Here is a 20591-nt window from a genome sequence, read left to right as displayed (position 1 = left end):
ATACATTTTATTTTAAATTTTATTCTGTTCTTAAAGCTTCAACAGGATCTTTTTTAGCAGCCATTCTTGCAGGAAGAAGTCCACCAAGTAGTGTAAGTATTACGCTTATGGTTAATAAGGTTAAAGCGTGTAGTGGATTTAGTTGTGCAACATTTTGTAATTCTGTCATGTTCTCAATTACTGAGTTAACTGGGATAGTAAGAAGATACGCAATTGTTATTCCTAAAATACCAGATGTAGCACCTATTATAAATGTTTCAGCATTAAATACACGTGTAATATCTTTTTTTCTTGCACCAAGGGCACGAAGTACTCCTATTTCTTTTGTTCTTTCAAGAACTGATATATAAGTTATAATTCCTATCATGATTAATGAAACCACAAGAGAAATTCCAGCAAATGCAATAAGAACTAAGGTTATAGCATTCATAATACCGCCAGTCATTTCTGTCATAGAGCTTGCGAGGTCAGTATATACAATTGTATCTTTTGTAGATTTTCCTTGATTATATTCATCAAGATACTCTAGTACAGCATCTTTTGATTCAAAATCAGTTGGATATAAATAGACCATATAAGGCACGGACTCTCCACCTAAGTATGATAAAAAGGTAGTTTTTCCTTTTTCATCGAACTTTTCCATAGTCATAACATTGTAGTCAACATCACGTTGAGCTTTAACTATTTCTGAATCTATAGATGAATCTATAACCTTTTGAACTAATTTATCACTATAAGCGATTCCATTACCTACAATTCCAAAAGAAACATCTTCTTTTAATCTCACAATTCCAGATATCTTTAAAGTAATGCTGTTTTTAGAGTTATACATTTCATCATAATTTGTACCAGGAAGGAAGTTACCCATCTGAGTTTTTGTGTAAAAATCATCGTTTGTGATTAATTTAAATTCTGTACCTACTATTTCATCAAAATCTATACTATCAATATCATCTGTATCAAAACCAAGATTTTTTAATACTGCTTTATCAATACGATTTTGATTATCTATAACAAGCACTAATCCTGTTTCATCTTGTGGATATTCACCAGATAGAAGGTCATAGTTTTTTTCTAAATAAGAAATCGAAGAGTTATCTAAAGGCTCAGGATACGAGGATAAACCAACTCCACCTCCCATGCCAGCGCCAATTCCCTGATTATCAGAATTATTAATACCTATAGCTAATGATACAGGTGAAGTTATTCCAGATTTTTCTCTAAGTATGTTCATACCAGTCATACGAGTATAACCTATACTGTTTAAAATCTTTGGATCTATAGCTTTAACGTAGTCTACATAATCCTCTGTTATAATGTTTGTATGAGTTAAAGCACCCTCTTTAGGATCATAAAGCTTAACTTCTTTAGAATCTTCTATTGAGATAGAGGAATCTTTTTTATTTATTTCTCCACGCATTTTTTCTAAACTTTCTTCATCTGTGTTCATAGCGGTTTGCGAAACTATAATAGGAAATTCTGAAAGAGCATCCTCTTGGAATTTATCTATTTGAATTTGAAAACCTGACGAAAGGCTAAGAATCATAGCTATTCCAATAATACCAATACTTGATGCAAAAGCAGTAAGTGCAGTTCTCCATTTTTTAGTTGAAATATTTTTTGCAGATAATTTTAATGCAGTTGCAAAGCTCATGCTTGTTTTCTTTAAAGAATATCCTTTTTCTTCTTTAACATTTTCATAAGGATTAGAATCATCTACTATCTGACCATCCTTAAACTTTACAATACGATCAGCATATTGTTCTGCAAGTTCTGGATTATGGGTAACCATAATAACTAACTTATCATCAGCTATTTCTTTAATTAAATCCATAATCTGTTCACTAGTTGATGTATCTAATGCACCTGTAGGTTCATCAGCTAAGATTATATCTGGGTCATTTGCAAGGGCACGAGCTATTGCAACTCTTTGCATTTGTCCGCCAGAAAGTTGATTTGGTTTTTTGTGGACATGATCCTTTAGTCCAACCTTTTCTAAAGCCTCTAAAGCTTTTTTATGTTTCTCAGCTGATGAAACACCACTTAAAGTCATTCCCATCTCAACATTATCTATAATACTTAAATGAGTAATAAGATTATAACTTTGAAATATAAACCCAACGCTATTATTACGGTAAGCATCCCAGTCAGAATCTTTAAACTCCTTAGTTGATTTGCCGTTAATAATTAAATCTCCACTATCATACTTATCAAGGCCCCCTATTATGTTTAGGCAGGTAGTTTTTCCAGAACCACTTTGGCCTAAGATTGCCACAAATTCGTTTTTTCTAAAATTTACGCTTACATTATTTAATGCAACTTGAGTAAAATCTCCAGTAGTATAGCTTTTTTTAATATTTTTTAATTGAAGCATTACATCGTCTCCTTACTATTTTTATCCGATAGCTAGCATCCATAATACTCCCACTTCTTCAAGTGGGCGATAACGGATGCACGCTCCTGGATTAGTTCAACTAAATTCAGCTGGAGTATAAAAACTCCACCTGAAAAGTTTCACTTTATTGCTGTAGGTGAAGTATAGGATAGAAATATTAACTCAATGTAAACTAAAAAATATGATTAAATTCTATAAAAAAGTAGTTTACATTTAGTTAATAAAAAATAGGTAAAATATAATAGTATCTAATTTAAAAAATATATACATGTTATAATGAAACAAAAGTAAGTAAGGTGGTTTTAAATATGTTTAACATAATGGTTGTTGAAGATAATGATAATACAAGAAAACTAATGGAAGCTGTGCTTTTAGAAAATGGATATAAACCTATTTTGGCAAGGGATGGTTTAGAAGCTTTAGATATTTTAGATAAACAACATATAGATTTAATAGTATTAGATATTATGATGCCGAATATGAACGGATATGAACTTACAAAGGAGCTTAGAGAAGCTAGGTTTAATTTACCCATTTTAATGGTGACTGCAAAGGAAAGTCCTTCAGATAAAAAACAAGGTTTTATATTTGGAACAGATGATTATATGGTAAAACCAGTGGATGAAGAAGAGATGATTTTACGTATAGCTGCTTTACTTAGGCGTTCAAAAATAGCTAGTGAGCATAAACTTGTTTTTGGAGAAACTCAGCTTAATTATGATGAACTTACAGTTAAACAAAAAGGTAAAATAGAGTTATTACCTCAAAAGGAATTTATGTTATTATTCAAATTACTATCTTATCCAAATAAAATTTTTACAAGGAGACAGCTTATGGATGAGATTTGGGGTATGGATAGCGATACAGATGGGAGAACAGTTGATGTTCATATTAATAGGTTGAGAGAAAAGTTTAAAGACAATGAAGATTTTCAGATCATTACCGTGCGTGGTCTTGGATATAAGGCGGTGAAAGGTGTATGAAAAAATTGAAAACAATAAATGCAGCCCTGGCTATTATTGTATTTATAATAATGGTAAGTTCAGCTATTTTATCTAGTGTTTTTATTATGATATTAGATAAATATAAATTATTTATAGGTAGAGGTAGTGCCCCAATAGCTTTATTAATAATTGGTCTTGTAGTAAGTACAATCATTGGAACAATACTTACATTTCCAGTGGCAAAATATTTTTTAAAACCACTAAACGAGGTAATATCAGCAACTAGAGAGGTTACAAAAGGAAATTTTAATGTAAAGGTGAAGGAGCTAAAGAGAAAACACGAACTTGGAGAGCTTATTGATAGTTTTAATAGTATGACAAGTGAGCTTAATAGTATAGAAATGTTTCGTAAGGACTTTATTAATAACTTTTCACATGAATTTAGAACCCCTATAGTATCCATAAGAGGATTTGCAAGACAACTGCATAAAGCTTCCTTAACAGAAAATCAGAGGCTTGAATACACAGATATAATTATTAGAGAATCAGAAAGGCTTGCCAATATGTCTTCAAATGTTTTATTATTAACAAAACTTGAAAATCAAGCTATCATTACAGAGAAAAACTGTTTTTCCTTGGATGAACAGATTAGAAATTGTATACTTCTTCTCCAGATGCAGTGGGAGAAAAAAGAGATAGAATTTAATATAGAGTTAGAACCTATAGAATTCTATAGTAATGAAGAAATGTTATCTCATGTATGGCTTAATTTATTAAGTAATGCCATAAAATTTAGTCATAAAAATGGAGAGATATTAGTTAAAAGTTATTATGAAGGAAATGATATTAAAGTTAAAATATCAGATAATGGCATAGGCATGAATGATGATACTAGAGAGCATATATTTGAAAAATTTTATCAAGGGGATTTAGCCCATGTATCTGAGGGAAATGGACTTGGATTATCCTTAGTTAAAAGAATAGTTGATCTATGCCAAGGGAAAATATCAGTAAAGAGTAAGCCAGAAAAAGGAACTGAGTTTATTGTTAGGCTTCCTAGTCAGATTTAAAATTGGAGGAGAAAGTAGATGAATTTTAATAAAAGAAATATCATGGATATTGCTAAGTATTTATTTTTAGCTTTATTTGTAGTCCTAGTAGTGAAATATTCAGAAAACATTTTTTCAAAGATAGGAAATATAAGTGGTGCAGCAGTACCTCTAATTTCAGGATTAGCAATGGCATATGTTCTAAACATATTGATGAAAAAGCTTGAAAAAATATATTTTCCTAAATCAAAGAATGAAATCATAAATAAATCTAGGAGAGCAGTCTGTATATTTTTAGCTATACTTCTGATTATATTTATAGTAGTAATAGTTGCTTTAATAGTAATCCCTGAATTAGTAAATGCAATTTCTGTTATAATAGCAGCTATACCAAAATTTGTAGAGGACATGATTAAGTTTATAGATACTAATAGTGACAAATATGAAGTTGTTGAAAATACATTAACAACCATGCAAATAGATATAAATGAGATATCAAGGAGTGTTATGACTTTCGCATCAAGTTTACTTACAGGAGTTCTTAACTCAATTATTTTATTTGCATCAACAATGGCAAATAGTCTAATAAATTTCATAATTTCACTCGTATTTGCAATCTATACACTTGCAAACAAGGAAAAACTATCCTATCAGATAAAAAAAGTAATGAAAGCATTCTTGAAAAATAAAAGTATAGAGAGAATTAACCATGTATTTCATGTTATAAATGAGTCTTTTTCAAATTTTATTGTAGGACAATGTGTAGAAGCTGTTATTATAGGTGGATTATGTACGGCAGGAATGTTTGTCTTTAGCTTTCCTTATGCTGTTACAGTTGGAGTTTTTATAAGCGTTACAGCTTTAATACCAATAGTAGGAGCATATTTAGGTGCAGCATTAGGTGCATTTATAATTCTTACAGTAAGTCCACTTAAAGCCGTATTATTTTTGCTTTATATAACTATACTTCAGCAATTAGAGAATACTTTAATTTATCCTAAAGTTGTAGGATCAAGTATAGGACTACCGGGTATTTGGGTTTTTGCTGCAATAACTTTAGGGGCAGGACTTGGGGGAATAGTTGGAATGCTTTTAAGTGTACCAGTAGCTGCAACTATTTATAAATTATTTGTAGATAAAGTAAATAAGCGGTTAATAGAGCAGGAAATGAAGAAAGAATAATTAAGATGAGCTGTAGTTATATGGCTCATTTTTTTGTTAAAATTGCTGCAACCCGCATAAAGAATAAATATTCTTTAGAAGTTTTCTTCTTTTGTTTTTAAGAAGCTTTAAATTTTTATGATCGGAACATTCTGGTATAGTCATTAAGAGTTGTAGATAAAAGCAAGAAATTGTAGTAAAATTCTATATAGAATAACTATTGGAGGAAAAGACATGATAACAGGTGAATTGCGTAGTAAGATAGATAGGATTTGGGAAACATTTTGGACAGGTGGTATCACTAATCCATTAGAAGTAATAGAACAGTTTACATATCTTCTATTTATAAAAGGTTTAGATGATAATGAGACAATAAAAGAAAATGAAGCAGTATTTTTAGGGATAGATTTTGAAGGAACTTTTTCTAAAGATAAGCAACATTTAAGATGGGGAAAATTTAAAAATGAAGAAGCAGGAGAAATGTATAGAATAGTTTCAGAAGAGGTTTTTCCATTTATAAAAAATCTTCATGGAGATGAGGCATCGGCATATTCAAAATATATGGGAGATGCAATATTTAAAATACCAACTCCATTAATGCTATCAAGGATAGTAACTGGAATAGACAACATAGACATGTCAGAAGGAGATACTAAAGGAGATCTTTATGAATACTTATTATCAAAGGTAGCTACGGCAGGTACAAATGGACAATTCAGAACTCCAAGACATATCATTGATATGATTGTCAAATTAATGAAGCCAACTCCAACAGATATAGTAGTAGATCCTGCCTTTGGTAGCGGTGGATTTTTAGTTGAGTCACAACAATATTTAAGAGAATATCATAGTGATTTATTTTTAGTAAGTGAACTAAGAGAACATTTTAATAATGGAATGTTTAATGGTTTTGATATGGATAGGACTATGCTAAGGATAGGGGCCATGAACATGATGCTTCATGGTGTAAATAATCCTAACATAGAATATAAAGATTCACTTTCAGAAGTTAATACGGATAAAGAGAAATATACATTAGTTCTTGCAATTATATTTAGTTTATTCGAATACTGTATTCATAGTATTAGTATAGAAGCCTATTGACTACTCAATGTATTCTAAAGTAATTGTCAAGATCCTAGTGATAACCTCTTGATAATTACTTTAGAATATATTATCTTCTGAGTAAGGGTCTATAAGAACCTAAAGATAATGTATTTGCAATATGATTTGTAGAATAGAGCTATTTTTAATGCTGGATAGTGATAAACTATATATAATAACTAATCCTCCATTTAAAGGAAGTTTAGACTATGAGGCAGTATCAGCGGATCTTTTAAAGATTACAAAAACTAAGAAAACAGAACTTTTATTTTTAGCTTTATTTTTAAGAATATTAAAAACAGGTGGAAGATGTGCTTCTATAGTTCCAGATGGTGTGTTATTTGGATCAACAGGTGGACATAAAAGCATAAGACAAGAAATTGTTGATAATCATAAATTAGAAGCTATTATAAGTATGCCAAGTGGAGTATTTAAGCCTTATGCTGGAGTTTCTACAGCAATTATGATATTCACTAAAACTGGTACTGGTGGAACTGATAAGGTATGGTTTTATGATATGAAGGCAGATGGATATTCCTTAGATGATAAAAGAGCAAAAGTAGAAGCTAATGATATTCCAGATATAATAGGAAGATTTAATAATTTAGAAACTGAAAAGGATAGAAAAAGAATTGAAAAAAGCTTTTTTGTACCTGTAGAAGAGATAAGGGAAAATGGGTATGATCTTTCTATTAATAAATATAAGGAAATAGAGTATGAGGAAGTAGTTTACGATACTCCAAGTGTTATTTTAGGGAGGATTAAGGATTTGGAAGAAGAGATAACCCAAGGATTAGAAGAATTGGAAAGAATGATAGAGGGATAAAAGATGAGATATACATTAGCACAGATATTTGAAAAACCTATAAGTGGCGAATGGGGAGTTGACTTAAATGAGGATACAGAAGGTGTTAAGGTAATTAGAACTACTAATTTTACAAACTTAGGAAGACTAAATCTTAGTGATGTTGTACTTAGAAAAATAGATACTGAGAAGCATAAGAATAAAATGTTGAAATATGGAGATGTAATAATTGAAAAATCAGGTGGTAGCCCTACACAACCAGTTGGGAGAGTTGTAATATTCGAAGAGAATACAAGCGATAAATATTATTGCAATAACTTTACTTCCGTATTAAGACCCACAAAGTTAATTAATCATAAGTATTCAATGTATTTACTTAAAGATCTATATAATAAGGGTCGTGTGTTAAAGTACCAAAATAAAACTACAGGGATAATAAATTTGAAGTTAAATGATTATTTGCAGAATACTGAAGTTATATTGCCTAATTTGGATACTCAGCAAAAGATATCCAATGTATTAGACAAAGCTCAAAAATTAATAGATAAAAGAAAAGCCCAAATACAAGCCTTAGATGAATTAGTCAAATCGAGATTTATCGAGATGTTTGGAAATCCTGCTACAAATTCTAAAGGATGGGTAGTTGAAGAACTTTCAAAGTGTTTAATTAATATTGAAAATGGAAAAAGTTTTGTATGTGAAAACTTTAGTAGGAAAGGCGAATATCCAGCTATATTAAAATTAAGTGCTGTAACATATGGAACATATAATCCTTCTGAAAATAAGGCACTAACAGGTGAAGATTTATTTGTTGGAAGCGTTGAAGTGAAAAACGGAGATTTATTATTTACAAGAAAAAACACTCCAGAATTAGTAGGAATGAGTGCTTATGTTTATGAAACTTCCCCTAAATTAATGATGCCAGACTTAATATTCAGACTTAATACAAATGAAAAGTGTAATAAGGGCTACCTTTGGAAGCTAATTAATCATGATTTGTTTAGAGAAAATATTAAAGCATTATCTAATGGATCTGCAAAGTCTATGTCTAATATATCAAAGGAAAGATTAATGAAATTAAATATTCCACTACCGCCAATAGAACTTCAAAATCAGTTTGCTGATTTCGTTAACCAAGTCGACAAATTGAAATTTGAAGCGCAAAAGAGTCTAACTGAAATGGAGAGTAACTTTAATGCGTTGATGCAAAGAGCATTTAAGTGATGCTTCAAATTTTATATCTGCTTGGCAGAACTTACCTAACTGGCAGTGGGAAACTATTTAATTAAAAGGTTCAAAGAAATCAGATTATTTTAGTAATAGAATAGAAAAAGTTATTGACGATAGGAATTTATTAGCATTAAATAAGGAATTACTAGTTTTATAAATGTCAAAAATAATACAATTAGAATTTTATAATGATAGGTGTAAATATAAGTGAGTAAGGAGCAATATAATAAAATAATTAGTAACGCAAAAGAAACATTGGACAAACGAATAATTGATAAAATATCAAATTTTGAATACAAAGAATTAGATGGATATTACATTATACAAGTTTATGTGAAAAATGAAATTAAAGCAAAAGAAATAGGAGAGATATTAACTAATATTGAGAGTTATGCAAAAGAAAGTGGTTTTAATGTTTTAGTTGATTTCTTAAGAGGGTAAAGATGCAAAAATATAAATTATGTCAAGAATAATACAGTCTGAATTCTATAATGAGAGGATGATTGTATTGGAAAAAATCATAATTGAAATTAAGCAGCAAATGATAAAATCTCTTAACAATATGCAAATGGAAGAGCTACATAAAGCATTAACAAAAGTCTTTGAAGGCTTAACATTTATAAGTGAAGATAATAACAAGAGTTTAAACAAGGAAGAAGTTGATTATTGTAATATTTTTATTTGTGCTAAGCGAGTAGAAGGATGTTCTGAAAAAACACTAAAGTATTATAAATCAACTATAGAGAATATGCTTAAGAAGCTACAGAAACCTGTTAAACATATTGAAACTGAAGATTTAAGGGGGTATTTAGCTCAATACCACAAAAGGAGTAATTGTAGTAAGGTTTCTATTGATAATATTAGAAGAATTTTATCCACTTTTTTTTCTTGGCTTGAGGATGAAAATTATGTCTTAAAAAGTCCAGTGAGGAGAATCCATAAAATCAGAACTGGAAAAATAGTAAAAGAAATATATACTGATGAGAGCTTAGAAATAATGCGTGATAAGTGCAAAGAGATACGTGATCTTGCAATTATAGATTTACTAAGCGCAACTGGAATGCGTGTAGGAGAATTAGTGAAGTTAAATATAGAAGATATAGATTTTAATGAGAGAGAATGTATTGTTCAAGGAAAAGGAGATAAACAGAGAAGAGTTTATTTTGATGCAAGAACTAAAATACATTTACAAAACTATCTAGATAGCAGGAATGATGATAATAAAGCTCTATTTGTATCATTGATTGAGCCATATAATAGGCTGAAGATTAGTGGAGTCGAAATTAGGATGAGATCCTTAGGAAGAAGGCTTAATATAAACAAGGTTCATCCTCATAAATTTAGAAGAACTCTTGCTACTAGAGCAATTGATAAGGGTATGCCAATCGAGCAGGTTCAACACCTGTTGGGGCATCAAAAGATAGATACAACCCTTCAATATGCAATGGTAAGCCAAAATAATGTTAAGATTTCACATAGAAAATATATTGGATAAAATATAATCTCTCTAGATATTTTACTTACACTGTAAAGGCGTCATTTTAAGCCTCATTAGATTCATTAAATTATTATCATGTTTTATAAAAAGTTAAACACCATATTGCTGTAGAAGCCGTTTCTCAGGCTTCATTAAATTCATTCTTTTCAAGATTATGTCTAATAAAAAGTTAAACACCATACTGCTGTAGAGGCTTCTTCCCAAGCCTCATTAGATTCGTTAAATTATTATTATGTTTTATAAAAAGTTAAATGTTTAAAAAGTTAAAAAGAAAAACATTTAAACATTTAAAAAGAAAAATGTTTAAAAAGTTAAACACCTTGCTGCTGTAGAGGCTTCTTCCCAAGCCTCATTAGATTCATTAGATTATTATGGTGCTAGTATAAAATTGTGGACACAAAATAATTAAAAATATTAAACTGTAATTATTAAGTTAGGAGTGTGGTTAAAAAGGAAAATTTAATAGAAAAAAATATCGTATATAACAAAAAAACAAGAGGAAGAAAATAATAAATCTATAAAAAATAGCTGTGCATTAAGCCCTAGAGTCAAATCGAGATTTATCGAGATGTTTGGGGATTTAAATACTAATCCTTATAATTTTAAAATTGTTAATTTAGAGGAACTAACAAATAAAATTACTGACGGGGTTCATGCTAAACCAGATTATACTTTAGAAGGAGTACCTTTTATTTCAGTAAAAGATATTAATAAAGGTAAGTTAAATTTTGAAGAATGTAAATATATTTCGCAAGAAGCTCATTATAGTTATATAAAAAGATGTAAACCTGAAAAAGGAGATATTTTATATACTAAAGTAGGTGCAACATATGGAATACCAGCAGTTGTAGATACAGATGAAGTATTTAGTTTATATGTAAGTGTAGCGTTACTAAAGTTAAAGAAAGAACTTGTAAATCCTATCTATATAAAAGAAACATTAAGAAGTATTGATGTTAAAAGACAAGCGGATAGACAAGTTAAAGGAATTGGAGTTCCAGATTTACATTTAATAGAGATTAAAAAGTTTAAGCTTTTTAATCCACCAATCGAACTCCAAAACCAATTCGCTGACTTTGTACAACAAGTCGACAAATTGAAATTTGAAATACAGAATAGCATAAATATTATTATAAAAGTGATTTTCATGTAAAGTTTGAAAAGTCTTGGATTAATCCGAGACTTTTTTTCTTTTATAATACTACTTCTATATGGTAATATAAATATAATATGGATTATATAAACATCGAATTACTTTAGGGTAGCAAGGGGATGAAAGGGTTTGTGTACTAACTTTGAGTTTTTAAAAGATAAAAAGGAATTTAGTAGTTTTTCAAATGCTTGTATTGAGGCTGAAAAAAGTATAGTGGTAGGTCCAGCGACAACTGCTATTTTAACCAGAAGAGCTTTAGAACTAGCTGTAAAGTGGGTTTATTCTTATGATGAAGATTTAAAATTACCTTATCAAGATAACATAAGTAGCTTAATTCACAATGATACGTTTCTTGAACTTATTGATAGTGAAATGTTACCAATGATTAAATTTACTATTAAACTTGGTAATGTAGCTGTTCATACTAATTCAAATATAACAAGGGAAGAAGCTATTCTTTCATTACATAACCTTTATCAATTTATAAATTGGATCGATTATTGTTATAGTGATGACTTTCAAGAAAAAGAATTTGATGAAGACCAGCTTCTTAAAGGAGAAGAAAAGAGAACAAGGCCAGAGGAACTTAGAAACCTTTATGAAAAGTTAAGTTCAAAGGATAGAAAACTTGAAGAAATTGTAAAAGAAAATGAAACCTTAAGAGGAGAACTTACTCAAAAAAGAAAAGATAATACTGAAAGTCATGATTTTAAAATAGATGAAATAAGTGAGTTTAAGACAAGAAAAATATATATAGATGTAGAACTTAAACTTGCTGGTTGGGATTTTAAGAAAGATGTAAGTGAAGAACTTGAACTTTTTGGAATGCCAAACAGTTCAGAAAAAGGTTATGCTGACTATGTACTTTATGGAGATAATGGTAAGCCTCTAGCAGTCATAGAAGCTAAAAGGACAAGTAAGGATCCTAAAATCGGACAACAACAAGCTAAATTATATGCTGATTGTTTAGAGAGACAGTATAGTCAAAGACCAGTAATATTCTTTTCTAACGGCTTTGAAAGTTATATATGGGATGATTACAGTGGATATTCTGAGAGACGAGTTTATGGTTTTTTCAAGAAAGATGAACTTCAATTAATGGTTGATAGAAGATTTACTAAGAAAAGTTTAGGGAATGTAACTATAAAAGATAGTATATCAAATAGATATTATCAAAAGGAAGCAATTACAGCGATATGCGAATCATTAGAAAGAAGACAAAGAAAGTTACTATTAGTCATGGGAACAGGTACAGGGAAGACAAGAACAGCTATATCTATTGTTGATGTTTTGACCAGGAATAATTGGATTAAAAACGTATTGTTTTTGGCAGATAGAACTGCATTAGTAAAGCAAGCTAAAAGGAATTTTTCTAAGTTATTACCGGATTTAGCATTATGTAACTTACTTGATAATAGAGATAATCCAGAAGAAGCAAGAATGATATTTTCCACTTATCCAACCATGATGAATGCTATTGATGATACAAAATCTAAAGATGGTAAAAGATTATTTACCTGTGGTCACTTTGATTTAATAGTGGTTGATGAATCTCACAGAAGTATATATAGAAAATATAAGGCTATATTTGACTATTTTGATGCTATCTTATTAGGGCTTACGGCTACTCCAAAAGATGAAATAGACAAGAATACTTATGCTATTTTTGACATGGAGAATGGAGTACCGACATATGCCTATGAACTTGAGAAGGCAGTAGAAGATGGTTATCTTGTTGATTATAAAACTATTGAAGTTAAATCCAAAATAATGGAAGATGGAATTAAGTATGATGAATTATCAGAAGATGATAAAAAAGAATATGAAGAAAAATTTGATGATGATGAGAATATTGGAGAAGAAATTAGCAATACAGCTGTAAATGATTGGCTATTTAATAACGACACAATTGATTTAGTTATAAACAAGCTTATGGAGAAAGGGTTAAGGATAGAAGGAGATGAAAAGTTAGGGAAGACTATTATTTTTGCTAAAAGTCATAAGCATGCACTAGCCATAAAAGAAAGATTTGATATATTATACCCAGAACATGGAACTAATTTCTCAAAAGTTATTGATAATAAAATCAACTATGTTGATAGTTTAATTGATGATTTCTCAGATAAAGACAAAATTCCACAAGTTGCAATAAGTGTAGATATGCTTGATACAGGGATAGATATTCCAGAAATATTGAATCTTGTTTTCTTCAAAAAAGTAAGATCTAAAACTAAATTCTGGCAGATGATAGGAAGAGGAACACGTCTTTGCCAAGACTTGTTAGGAATAGAACAAGACAAAAATATGTTCTTAATATTTGATTTTTGTAATAACTTTGATTTCTTTAGAGCAAACCCAAAAGGATTTGAAGGAAACTTAGGACAAACTTTAAGTGAAAGAATATTTAATTTGAAAGTGGATTTAATAAAAGAACTTCAGGATATTAGATATGATGAAGAAGAATATATAAATTATAGAATTAAATTATTAGAAGAAGCTCTAATAGGAATTAATTCAGTTAATGAAGAAAATTTTAGGGTAAGAATGAATTTATACTATGTTCATAGATATAAGAATAAAAAAGAATGGGAAGCACTTGGAGCGATCACCACTAAGGATATAAAACAATACATTTCACCTCTTATAATGTCATTAAAGGATGATGAATTATCAAAGAGATTTGACTTAGTTATGTATACAATAGAACTTGCAAATCTTCAAGGAAATAACGCTACTAGACCTATAAATATTGTTATTGATACAGCGGAACAACTATCAAAGCTTGGCACAATACCAGAAGTAAGAGAGCAAAAACATATAATTGATAGTGTAAGAACAGAGGAATTTTGGGGAAATGTAAATTTATTTGAACTTGATGAGGTTAGACAAACTTTAAGAGGTTTATTAAAGTATTTGGAAAAAGAAAATCAAAAAGTATATCATACAAATTTCGAAGACTTTATTATTAAAGAAGAGTCAAATGGAGCTATTTATGATGTAAATAATCTCAAGAATTATAGAAAAAAAGTTGAATACTACTTAAAAGAGAATGAAAATGAAATAGCTATATATAAGCTTAAAAATAATAAACAGTTAACTAAAGATGATTTAGAAACACTTGAAGCTATTATGTGGATTGAGCTTGGGACACAAGCGGATTATGAAAAAGAATTTGGTCAGATGCCTGTAAATAAATTAGTTAGACAGTTAGTTGGGTTAGATAGAACTGCGGCAAATGATCTTTTCTCAAAATTTTTGAACAATCAATCTCTAAATTCTAAGCAGATACATTTCGTAAAATTAATAGTAGATTATGTAGTTAAAAATGGACTTATAGACCATAATAAAATACTACAGCAAGAACCATTTAGAAATGTTGGAAGCATAGTTGAGCTTTTTAAAAATAATATGGATGATGCAAGAGGTATAATGGGAGTTATAGCAGACATAAAGAAAAATGCAGAAATAATTGTATAGAGAAACTTCTAGAAACTATTTAAAAATAAATATAATTTTAAAAGAATCTACATTGTTTGTAGATTCTTTATTTTACGAATAAATACTATAGGAAAAGCATCGCTAATCTCTGTAATCTGCATAAAAACTATATATTCTTAAGAATATTTATTCTTATATTCTTAAAAAGTTTTATTTTTAAGAAGTTTTATTCTTTTATTCTTAAGAAGTTTTGTTCTTAAGAAGTGTATCCAGGGCAACATTTTTTATATAAAAAATCTAAAACATAAGGTAAAATATATTAAGAAAAGAGTTTTAAATTAGAAAAGTATAATAATTATGAAAGCAATTAGATTGGAGTGGAATTATGGAAAAGTGTTATATGTTATTTAATGATGAAAAAATCTATATTAAATCCAATAAAAGCAGCAATGTTGCGGAGTATACAATTAATGATGTTGTAAGTTATCCTAATGTACCATTATATTTCAACATTTTTAATAACGAAGATGTTATAAAGGACATGAGAACGTTTATAAAGGATAACGAAGATATTAATAGTTTAATGCAAGGAATATTTGCTAAAAAAGTTTATCTGCTTGTACCTGATGACGTAACAAATGTAACTGATATTGAGAAAAGAGCTTTTGATGAATTTGCTAAAAAGTTACTTAAAGGGAAAGAAGTTGTTTTCGGATCAGAATTTGCTTTTGTAACAACTTTTGAGGAAAAAGATTATATATGTATTTCAAGAACCTGTAGAATGTTGATTTTAACTTCTATTAAAGATAAAAAAATCTGTAAACGAAAATTTATTCAAGATAAGGAGTACACAAATGATGAATTACGTACTCTTATAAATGAAGTAAGTGATGGTACTGAATACCTTCCTAAAGTGTACTTAAACGGAAATAATCTATCTCAGTACTCTGATATAGGAATTTATGTTGATAAATTAGATATAATAAAAAACTTCGAAGATACTTTAAATCAATTAAATTTATAGAAGACAAATCAATTTGAATATAAAATTATAGATGGAACAATATACAAATGGTTAAGATAAAATTTTATTTATCTTAACCATTTATAACCTTCTTTTTAGAATGGACAGCAATACTAAATTTTGTTTCTATAAGACCTAAAGAAAGTTTTGATTTCTTCAGCCAAAAGCTCAGGCTCTTCCATAGCAGTAAAGTGTCCACCACTTGCCATTGTTGTCAAATGAGTAATGTTTAGATTGCGTTTTGCCCATTCTTTAGGTGGTAGGAGTATATCAGATGGGAAAAGAGCTAAACCTGTTGGTACATCTATAGGTCTCATTGGAGGTAAAGAGTTCATATTCTCATAATACATATTTATAGAGGAACCTATGGTATTTGTAACCCAATAGATCATTATGTTAGTAAGTAATTCATCTTTACTAAATCTTGTTCTCAAATCACCATTACAATCACTCCACCCACGGAATTTTTCTACAATCCAAGCAGCTAAACCTACAGGTGAGTCAGAGAGCCCATAAGAAATAGTCTGTGGTTTTGTAGATTGAATGGATATATAACCACCTTCATCTGAAATCCACTTTAGGGCATTTTTTTTGTAATTTAATTCTTCTTCAGAAAGTTTACTAATATTGTCATTAGAAGAGATTAGCTCTCTAATAATCCCTATATCAGTTAAGTGAATTCCAACTAGAAGTTCTGGATAATTTAAAGCTAAATATCTAGTAACACCAGATCCTATATCTCCTCCAGCTGCAGCAAATTTTTTATATCTAAGTTTTTCAGTCATTAACTTTGCCCAAAGTTTAGAAACAATATAATTATTTATACCATCACGCTTTAGTGGACTGGAAAATCCGAATCCAGGTATTGATGGCACTACTACATCAAAAGAGTCTTTGGGATCTCCACCATAACTAGCGGGATCAGTAAGAAGAGGTATGATTTTCTGATACCTTATAAAGCTGTCTGGCCATCCATGGGTAAGAATAATTGGTAGTGGATTTGGTCCCTTACCTTTTTTATAAATAAAGTGAATATCTATTCCGTCAATAGTACATTTAAATTGAGGAAAATCGTTTAATTTTCTTTCTTGCGCCTTCCAATCAAATTCTTCTTTCCAATATTGGATAAGGGATTTTAAATAATCAATATCAGTGCCGCGATCCCAACTTGAGTATTTTAAGTGGTCTGGCCAGCGGACATGGTGTAGTTTGTATTTTAAATCATCAAGCGTTTCATCAGATACTTGAATATTAAATGATTCAATAGTCATAATGTTGCTCCTTTCGTATTAAGTATAATTTCATTGTTCAATAATAGTGTAGCATTTAGAGATTATGATACAATGTTATAAATGAAACTTTAAGCTATACTATTTGTTAATGGAGGATTTTTTATGCCACAAGATGATCGTTATAAAAATAGACCTGTGTTTATTGAATTTGTTGTAAATGAGAATTTTATAAATCTCCCCTACAAAGAGAGGTTCACTATAATTTTAATTACTAGTGGAAGCATTAAATTACAACTAAATGATCGTCCCATTAAAATTATAGCTCCCAGTGTTCTTTGTTTATCTATTGAGGATAGGGTGAAGGTTATTGAACAAGAGAATTTATCAGCGCAATCATTTTCTTTCCATCCTGATTTTTTTAATACAGCACGTTTTTTAGAAAGTAAAGGATACTTATCAACTAGTCTAAAAATAGAATCCGGACTTTCACTTTTTAATAGAGAAAATAACCAGGTTTGTGTATATAATTTAACTGAAAATGTCTATCCCAAATTGTATGAGTGGTTTTTTATTATGGGTATGGAGGTATACGCTCAAAGCGACTCACTTTGGGTGTGTAGAATAAAGAGATATTTGATACAGATATTAGAGTTGATTGAAGAGTTAAGTAATTATAAGGAACAAACACCAGTTAATTTAGTATTGGAATATATACATGTAAACTATTCAGGAAAAATAATGTTAGAAGATTTAACAAAATGTGCTCATTTAAATAGAGTGTCATTAAATAAAATGTTTCAAGAGCTCTGTGGCTTAACTGCAATGGGGTACTTACTAGAATACCGTTTGAAAGTCTCAGAAACACTTTTAACACATACAGATATGAGCTTAAATGAAATTGCACGTGCAACGGGCTTTGAATATGATACCTATTTTATAAAGCAATTTATTTCAAAAAAGTCCATGACACCCACTAATTTTAGAAATGCCTCTCGTGAATTTGCTAAGGTATTATAAACCTGAATTACAATAAATGAATCTGATAGAGTAATTAATTCAATTATTCTATCAGATTTTTTCATAATTAAGATAGAATTAAGCTCACCTAAAATCAATATTAAAGAAAACATTATAAGATTATAGTGAAATAAGCTTAAGAGGTGAGTAAAATGAGTAGATATATCGTTGAAACAAAAAATCTAGTTAAGGTGTTTAATAAAGTTAAAAGTGTTGATAGTGTTAATCTAAAGATAAAAGAGGGAGAGATATATGGATTTTTAGGTCCTAATGGAGCTGGAAAGTCAACAACTATAAAGATACTATTAGGGCTTATAAGAGCTAATAGTGGTGAGGTATATATTTTTGGAAAATCAATTAAAGAAAATAGAGAAGAGATTTTAAAAAACATAGGAGCTTTAGTTGAAAGCCCATCCTATTATGGACATTTAACTGCCTATGAGAATCTTGATATCTTAAAAAGAATGTTAAAGCTTAATAAGGAACAGATTGAAGAGAAACTAAAACTTGTGAATCTGTGGGAAGAGAGAAATAAAAAAGTTAATGAGTTTTCTTTAGGAATGAAGCAGAGACTTGGGATAGCGCAGGCTCTTATGGGAAACCCAAAACTTTTAATTTTAGATGAACCGACTAATGGTTTAGATCCTGCTGGAATAATAGAAATTAGAAATCTAATAAGATATTTAGCTAAAGAAAAGAAAATTACCATAATTATTTCAAGTCATATATTAAATGAGATTGAGTTAGTAGCAACTGAGGTTGGAGTAATAAATAAAGGAAAACTACTATATCAAGGATCTCTAGAGGATTTAAAGAAAAACTCTACTAATGAAGTAATAATAGGACTAGAAAAGAAGGAAGACAAGGCTTTAACTATGAAGCTTTTATTAGCTAGAGGATATAGGGTAGAAGAGGAAAATTTAAAACTAAAAGTTAAAGGAAATAATTTATCTCCTTCAAAAATTTGTAGAGAAATAGTTATGGGGGGATATTCATTAAACTATTTAGCTGAAGAAAAAACTTCATTAGAGGAAATTTTCTTAGGACTTACTAAGGAGGAGAAGGTATGCTAATGGATTTAATAAAAAACGAGTTTATAAAAGAGAAAAGAAATTTAATTATTTTGTTTATACTTGCAATTCCAATAGGAGTTTCAGCTCTCTTGGTGTTTGATTTATTAATAAGGTATGAAAGTTGGCTTTTACCACAAGCTACCTTAAAAGGATTAACCTCTTGGCAAGTATTAGTAAAAGAGCAGAGGATATTGTATTTTAATGATAATATGCCCCTATTTGCTTCACTTATCTTAGTTACTTTATTTGAAAGTGAGTATAAGAATAACGCATGGACATTTTTATTAACTAAACCTATAAAAAGAATCAGCATTTTAAATGCAAAAGTTATTGTGGCTGTATTTTATTCAATAATTATGCTTTTACTAAATGTATTTTCCTTGATAATAGTTGGACTAATATTTAAATTCAAAGAACCTATTCCTTGGAGATTTTTTATAATAATGTTTTGTATTCAATTAATATCAACTTTAGGAATAATGACTATACATTTATTTATAAACCTAAAAAACAAAAACTTACTGATATCCATTGGAGTGGCAGCAGTACTTAGTGCGCTTTCTTCCAATATATATCATAGTGAAACTTTCATCAGAAATATAAATCCCTATGGTTTTTCTTTATTTTCTATAACTCAAGGGCGAAATGAGATAACTATCGTTTTAATAATTTCAGCAGCCATTCTTATAGTAGGCTCATCTTTAGTTAGAAAATATTTTGAAAATAAAGAAATATATTAGGAGGATTAAGAAATGGAATTATTAAAAGTAGAATTTTTAAAGATTAAGAAAAGCTCTTTATTGTTTACAGCCTTGGCTGTTCCAATAGCTATAGTTTTAATATTTATAAAAAAGGCACAAAGCATAGCTGTAAATGGGTTAGAAATTAATGAAGCTATAGTTATGTTTTCTTCAATTACCTTTATAGCCTTAGTACTACCCTTACTAAATACATTTACTGCATGCATAATAACAAAGGTTGAAAATGATAATAATGGCTGGAAACAATTAATGCTTATGCCTATTAAGAAAAGTAGTATTTACTTCACAAAATATAAGATTATGCTATTAACTTTAGCTGCTTCAATAGTTTCTTATCTTCTAGCAGTAATTTTAGGAGGGTTTTTTATAAGTAAAAAAATAGACTTAAGTATATTAGTTATTGGAGTTGAAATATTTATAACTTCACTTCCAGTAATAATTCTTTTATTTATAATAGGAAGAAATTTTATGAGCATAATACCAGTTATTTCTGCTGGAGTTGTTATGATGATTACAAATATTTTTATAGCTCAAAGTAGATTTTGGATTTATGCTCCTTGGACATACGCATTATCAATTACAAATGGGTCAATAAGTTCCTATGAGAAGTATATAGCTATAGGTGCCTCCTTAGTTTTAGCTTTTTTATTATTTGCACTAGATTATATAAGCTTTAAGAAATCGGATATAATGTAAGGGTGAACTAT

General features: G+C 29.3%; 15 protein-coding genes and 2 pseudogenes. 15 read left to right on the top strand and 2 right to left on the bottom strand.

Annotated elements, in window-relative coordinates; translation table 11 throughout:
• Window positions 1-19 precede the first annotated feature (19 nt).
• A complete protein-coding gene (locus L1S49_RS10000) occupies window positions 20-2374 on the bottom strand; it encodes an ABC transporter ATP-binding protein/permease (protein ID WP_238904056.1) in 2355 nt (784 codons plus the stop codon).
• Window positions 2375-2703: 329 nt separating this feature from the next.
• On the opposite strand from L1S49_RS10000, the gene L1S49_RS09995 reads away from it, so the two are divergent.
• The 11 genes and pseudogenes from L1S49_RS09995 (at window position 2704) to L1S49_RS09945 (ending at window position 15801) form a co-directional block, all read left to right on the top strand.
• The gene (locus L1S49_RS09995; RefSeq protein WP_238904054.1) at window positions 2704-3378 is read left to right on the top strand and encodes a response regulator transcription factor; all 675 of its coding nucleotides are present in this window, start codon (window positions 2704-2706) and stop codon (window positions 3376-3378) included.
• On the top strand, window positions 3375-4409 hold the full coding sequence (locus tag L1S49_RS09990) for a HAMP domain-containing sensor histidine kinase (RefSeq protein ID WP_238904052.1): 1035 nt from the start codon (window positions 3375-3377) through the stop codon (window positions 4407-4409). Before L1S49_RS09995 ends, L1S49_RS09990 begins: the two co-directional genes overlap by 4 nt.
• An 18-nt stretch (window positions 4410-4427) precedes the next feature.
• Window positions 4428-5570, top strand: coding sequence for an AI-2E family transporter (locus tag L1S49_RS09985; RefSeq protein WP_238904050.1), 1143 nt, complete (start codon window positions 4428-4430; stop codon window positions 5568-5570).
• A 213-nt stretch (window positions 5571-5783) separates the two neighbouring features.
• Window positions 5784-6596: pseudogene (locus L1S49_RS09980) on the top strand (N-6 DNA methylase); the annotation flags it as partial.
• A 229-nt stretch (window positions 6597-6825) separates the two neighbouring features.
• Window positions 6826-7479: pseudogene (locus tag L1S49_RS09975) on the top strand (N-6 DNA methylase); the annotation flags it as partial.
• Window positions 7480-7482: 3 nt separating this feature from the next.
• Window positions 7483-8682, top strand: a complete 1200-nt coding sequence (locus L1S49_RS09970; RefSeq protein ID WP_238904048.1) for a restriction endonuclease subunit S — start codon at window positions 7483-7485, stop codon at window positions 8680-8682.
• 213 nt (window positions 8683-8895) lie between these two features.
• Window positions 8896-9129, top strand: coding sequence for a hypothetical protein (locus tag L1S49_RS09965; RefSeq protein ID WP_238904046.1), 234 nt, complete (start codon window positions 8896-8898; stop codon window positions 9127-9129).
• A gap of 19 nt (window positions 9130-9148) precedes the next feature.
• Window positions 9149-10183 carry a site-specific tyrosine recombinase/integron integrase gene (gene xerA / locus L1S49_RS09960; protein WP_238904044.1) on the top strand — a complete coding sequence of 345 codons (1035 nt, stop codon included), beginning with the start codon at window positions 9149-9151 and terminating at the stop codon, window positions 10181-10183.
• Window positions 10184-10754: 571 nt separating this feature from the next.
• A complete protein-coding gene (locus L1S49_RS09955; protein WP_238904042.1) occupies window positions 10755-11339 on the top strand; it encodes a restriction endonuclease subunit S in 585 nt (194 codons plus the stop codon).
• A gap of 129 nt (window positions 11340-11468) precedes the next feature.
• On the top strand, window positions 11469-14816 hold the full coding sequence (locus L1S49_RS09950) for a DEAD/DEAH box helicase family protein (RefSeq protein ID WP_238904040.1): 3348 nt from the start codon (window positions 11469-11471) through the stop codon (window positions 14814-14816).
• Between the two features lie 346 nt (window positions 14817-15162).
• Window positions 15163-15801, top strand: a complete 639-nt coding sequence (locus tag L1S49_RS09945) for a hypothetical protein (protein ID WP_238904038.1) — start codon at window positions 15163-15165, stop codon at window positions 15799-15801.
• A 113-nt stretch (window positions 15802-15914) separates the two neighbouring features.
• On the opposite strand, the gene L1S49_RS09940 is transcribed toward L1S49_RS09945, so the two are convergent.
• Window positions 15915-17072, bottom strand: coding sequence for an epoxide hydrolase family protein (locus tag L1S49_RS09940; RefSeq protein WP_238904036.1), 1158 nt, complete (start codon window positions 17070-17072; stop codon window positions 15915-15917).
• Between the two features lie 123 nt (window positions 17073-17195).
• On the opposite strand from L1S49_RS09940, the gene L1S49_RS09935 reads away from it, so the two are divergent.
• The 4 genes from L1S49_RS09935 (at window position 17196) to L1S49_RS09920 (ending at window position 20580) form a co-directional block, all read left to right on the top strand.
• Entirely contained in the window at window positions 17196-18050 is an 855-nt protein-coding gene (locus L1S49_RS09935) for an AraC family transcriptional regulator (protein WP_238904034.1), read from the top strand.
• Between the two features lie 152 nt (window positions 18051-18202).
• Window positions 18203-19123, top strand: coding sequence for an ABC transporter ATP-binding protein (locus L1S49_RS09930; RefSeq protein WP_238904032.1), 921 nt, complete (start codon window positions 18203-18205; stop codon window positions 19121-19123).
• On the top strand, window positions 19117-19863 hold the full coding sequence (locus L1S49_RS09925; RefSeq protein WP_238904030.1) for an ABC transporter permease: 747 nt from the start codon (window positions 19117-19119) through the stop codon (window positions 19861-19863). Before L1S49_RS09930 ends, L1S49_RS09925 begins: the two co-directional genes overlap by 7 nt.
• Window positions 19864-19875: 12 nt before the next feature.
• Window positions 19876-20580 (top strand): ABC transporter permease, encoded by a 705-nt coding sequence (locus L1S49_RS09920; RefSeq protein ID WP_238904028.1) that lies wholly within the window; start codon window positions 19876-19878, stop codon window positions 20578-20580.
• Window positions 20581-20591 lie beyond the last annotated feature (11 nt).

It is taken from the genome of Clostridium sp. YIM B02506 (assembly GCF_022324845.1).
Classification (GTDB): domain Bacteria; phylum Bacillota; class Clostridia; order Clostridiales; family Clostridiaceae; genus Clostridium_T; species Clostridium_T intestinale.
The sequence above is the reverse complement of the archived record's forward strand: the minus strand, read 5'-3'. Positions and strand labels throughout refer to the sequence as shown.

Excerpts from the sequence above, each read along its gene's own strand:
- L1S49_RS09920 (WP_238904028.1), top strand. The coding sequence starts at position 19,876 with ATGGAATTATTAAAAGTAGAATTTTTAAAGATTAAGAAAAGCTCTTTA.
- L1S49_RS09955 (WP_238904042.1), top strand. The coding sequence starts at position 10,755 with ATGTTTGGGGATTTAAATACTAATCCTTATAATTTTAAAATTGTTAAT.
- L1S49_RS09940 (WP_238904036.1), bottom strand. The coding sequence starts at position 17,072 with ATGACTATTGAATCATTTAATATTCAAGTATCTGATGAAACGCTTGAT.
- L1S49_RS09990 (WP_238904052.1), top strand. The coding sequence starts at position 3,375 with ATGAAAAAATTGAAAACAATAAATGCAGCCCTGGCTATTATTGTATTT.
- L1S49_RS09995 (WP_238904054.1), top strand. The coding sequence starts at position 2,704 with ATGTTTAACATAATGGTTGTTGAAGATAATGATAATACAAGAAAACTA.
- L1S49_RS09935 (WP_238904034.1), top strand. The coding sequence starts at position 17,196 with ATGCCACAAGATGATCGTTATAAAAATAGACCTGTGTTTATTGAATTT.
- L1S49_RS10000 (WP_238904056.1), bottom strand. The coding sequence starts at position 2,374 with ATGCTTCAATTAAAAAATATTAAAAAAAGCTATACTACTGGAGATTTT.
- L1S49_RS09930 (WP_238904032.1), top strand. The coding sequence starts at position 18,203 with ATGAGTAGATATATCGTTGAAACAAAAAATCTAGTTAAGGTGTTTAAT.
- L1S49_RS09945 (WP_238904038.1), top strand. The coding sequence starts at position 15,163 with ATGGAAAAGTGTTATATGTTATTTAATGATGAAAAAATCTATATTAAA.
- L1S49_RS09985 (WP_238904050.1), top strand. The coding sequence starts at position 4,428 with ATGAATTTTAATAAAAGAAATATCATGGATATTGCTAAGTATTTATTT.
- L1S49_RS09925 (WP_238904030.1), top strand. The coding sequence starts at position 19,117 with ATGCTAATGGATTTAATAAAAAACGAGTTTATAAAAGAGAAAAGAAAT.
- L1S49_RS09970 (WP_238904048.1), top strand. The coding sequence starts at position 7,483 with ATGAGATATACATTAGCACAGATATTTGAAAAACCTATAAGTGGCGAA.
- xerA (WP_238904044.1), top strand. The coding sequence starts at position 9,149 with ATGTCAAGAATAATACAGTCTGAATTCTATAATGAGAGGATGATTGTA.